Source organism: Mucilaginibacter sp., from assembly GCF_036383575.1.
Lineage (GTDB): Bacteria > Bacteroidota > Bacteroidia > Sphingobacteriales > Sphingobacteriaceae > Mucilaginibacter.
On the sequence record NZ_DASVOB010000651.1, the window covers coordinates 1 to 3,498 of the forward strand.

Annotated in this window: 2 protein-coding genes; both read right to left on the reverse strand. The window is 45.8% G+C overall.

Translation table 11 applies throughout. The annotated features are described in order from the left end of the window. Positions 1-2,852: SusC/RagA family TonB-linked outer membrane protein (locus VF500_RS22925; protein WP_330861905.1), on the reverse strand; the 2,852-nt coding region annotated here is incomplete at its 3' end. Positions 2,853-3,170: 318 nt separating this feature from the next. Further along, positions 3,171-3,498: DUF6377 domain-containing protein (locus VF500_RS22930; RefSeq protein WP_330861906.1), on the reverse strand; the 328-nt coding region annotated here is incomplete at its 5' end.

The following is a 3,498-nucleotide window of genomic DNA, read 5'->3' on the forward strand; positions in this document are numbered from 1 at the left end:
AAAGAGCTGATGTATTTGATATGGGCCGTGTTGATGCGGTAACCAAACGAAAGGTTTTCCCAACGGAGGAACGAGCCGTTCTCCAGCCAAAGATCCGAGCCATATTGCGAGGTATACAAGCCCAGCGGTACGGCACTTTGAAGCACGTTTGCTTTACCTAAATTTTCGAAATAGCTTAATTGCGAGCGGATCTGATTATAGATTTTATTACCGCCCGAACCACGCCAAACCATAGATGCGTCAAAGTTTTTATAGCTGAAGCTTGGGGTAAAGGCATAGGTATATTTAGGAGTGGCCTGGCCTTCGTAAACCCTGTCGGCACTCTGGTTGCCCTGGTCAATAACGCCATCTTTATTCTGGTCAACAACAGTTTCGGCATTGGCAGCATCTTTACCCGCATGTTTTAGGATATAAAAAGTGCCGATAGGTTTACCTTTAATGAGATAGGAGTTTGATCCCCAGCCTACGTAATCGGTATTCAACGGAACGCCATTTATTGAACCGCTCAGGTTCAGTACCTTGTTTTTAAGTAAGGAACCATTACCTGCCAGTATTAATGATGTGTTTTTGGTTTTGATAACCTGGTAGCTCAGCGTTAGCTCCAAACCACGGTTAAGCAAACTGCCTACGTTGGCGGCTATGCTTGGGTAGGGGTACGGTGGCTGCGGTACGGTATAGTTGAACAACAAGTTATCGGTTGTTGCGGTATAAGCGTCAATGGAACCGTTTAAACGGTCATTAAGGGTAGTGAAATCAATACCAATATTGGTTTGCTTGCGGGTTTCCCATTTCAGGTCGGGGTTGGCATTCTGGCTGATCACAAAATTGGTGATCTGCTGACCGCCGAAATAGGTAACACCGGCATAGCCTACCAACTGCAGTGAGTTTTGGGGGGCCAGGCCTTGCTGATTACCGGTTATACCCCAACCACCACGCAATTTCAGGTTACTGAACACATGCTGATTTTTCAGGAAAGATTCTTCGGTCAATCTCCAGGCTACCGATGCCGAAGGGAAATTGCCCCATTTGTTATTCACCCCAAAAACGGATGAACCATCGCGCCTGTAGCTGGCGGTTAACAGGTATTTGTTTTGGAAGGAATAGTTTACACGACCTAAGTATGAAACCAGCTTCCTGTCGTTTTTGTACGATGACATATCGCCGGGGGTAACTTTGCTCAGGTCGCCCAATTGCAGCGCGTTGTAGGTTGCGATGTCATTGATGAAGCCTTTGGCCTGCGCAAAATTGCCGTTATAGGTTTGTCCCTGCCACTCATACACCGCGATAGCATCTAAATGGTGTGCGCCAAAATCTTTTTTGTAATTCAGGCTGATATCCATCAGGCGCTCATCCTGGTGGTAGTTACTGATGTTGGCGATGCCCTGATTATCGATAGCGGTAGCCACGGTAGATTCGGCTGGGAGGTAATAGCCCGTATTGCCGTCAACCTTACGCCAGCTGCCAAACCAACCGGCAGTTAAGCCTTTGGTTAGCTCAAGATCGGCCCGTAAACTGCCAAACAGGTTGTTGTTTTTAACATTGTTAACAATTGTTTGGGCTACTGCATATGGGTTAATGTACTGGAATACGTTTGGATCGGTATAGTAAGTACCGTCGGTATTGTAAACCGGGTCGGTTGGGCGGGTTACATAAATATTGCTGAACAGGTTGGATGTAAACGCCGCGCGGCCAATACTCGGCGGACTGTAATTGGCATTATCAATACCACTGTTCAGGTTCATGGTAAGTGTAAGCTTATCGTCAAGCGCCTTTTGGGTAGCCTGGATCCGGCCTATGTAATTTTTGTAGTTCGACTTGATCACAATACCATTTTGCAAAATGGCGCTGATAGAAGCTCTGTAGTTAAACCCATTGGCACCGCCGCCGAAAGACAGCGTATGGTTTTGGGTAACGCCATTACGGGTAAGCAGGTTGTACCAATCGGTATTGGAGCCATGATTGGCAGATGCCGGTACGCCGTAGATCTGGGCCTGTTGCCACCATTGGTCGGCATTAAGTGTTGGCAGCTTTTTGGAGATCACATCAAGCGATGAGTTTTCATTATATTCTACCGTGCTGGTGACGTTCTTGTTCTTTTTAGTGGTGATGATGATGACACCCGGTGCGCCACGCGAGCCGTAGATAGCCGTAGCCGATGCATCTTTCAAAACATCCACCGATTCAATTTCGGAAGGGGGAACTTGTTTCAACAGGTCCATATTTCCCTGAATCCCGTCAACTACCACCAGGGGATCATTACCGCCGATAAGTGATGTAATACCACGGATCCGCACGCTTGGCGCGGTACCAGGCTCACTGCCTGTTTGGGTTACGTTTACACCGGCCGCCTTGCCCGTTAACTGCTGCAAAGGATTGGTAATAGGTCCCGGATTAAGGTCTTTGGCACCAAGGTTGGTAACCGCTCCCGTTAAATCTGTTTTACGTACCGAGCCATAGCCGATCACCACCACATCAGCCAGTGATTTTGAGTTAGGTACCAGTTTAACCGTTAATGGTTGATTGGCATTGATCACTTTTTCAACAGTTTCGTAACCAACAAAAGTGATGGTAACAGTTACGGATTGCACGCCGTTTTGCTGAATGGAAAACACACCGTTGTTGTCGGTAACAGTTGAGGTATTGGTTCCCTTGATGCGGATCGTAGCACCGGGCAGCGGACCGTTCAACTCGTCAACAACCTTACCGGTAAAAGGACTTTTTTGTGCGAAGGCTGCGATTACGGAGATTAAAAACAGCATGGTTAAGCCATACTTAAATAAGTAAACTTTGTTCATATAATTGGGTTTAATTGGTTTGTTTAAAACCACCGACGGGATGCCGGTTGCTTTCATCAAAGTAAAAGCGCTTTAAAACCAAAAACAATGAATATGAAGGGCGATATTAAAAATATGGATAATGGTTATTGTGTAAATAATTGATAATTAATTATTTATATCGGATTGTGAACAAGGGATATATAGATTTTTATGGGGCGAAATATGGATAAGAAATGGCTAATCTTTATGCCGTCGCTCGCCTCCTGGCGAGTGTCAGCTATTTTGCGGCGTCCCGCCGCCGTGAAATAGGCCAGAGGCCTATGCAATAATTGCCACTCGGCAGGAGCCGAGCGGCGGCAAAAAATATTTCTTTAATGATAAATAGGAATAACCCTACGCCAGATCCGGCACTTCTTTAACAGCTTTGATCAGCATGATCCGGTCTTCAAATTCATCGTTGGGTACAAATGATTTGTTCTTGACCTTGGTTTTGTAGGTATAGATAGTATTAACCGAATAATTTAAAATTTTGCCGATGCTTTCGTTATCATGAATGCCTAAACGGATGAGCGCAAAAATGCGGAGCTCACTGTTCAGTAACTGCCCTTCGTTCAGGTGAACCTGGTGGGCTTCATCAAACAACGCATTAAAATCCTGCACAAAACCGGGGAAGATATTCAGGAACACCTTATCAAAACTGTGTGACAGGTTTTCCCTTTCC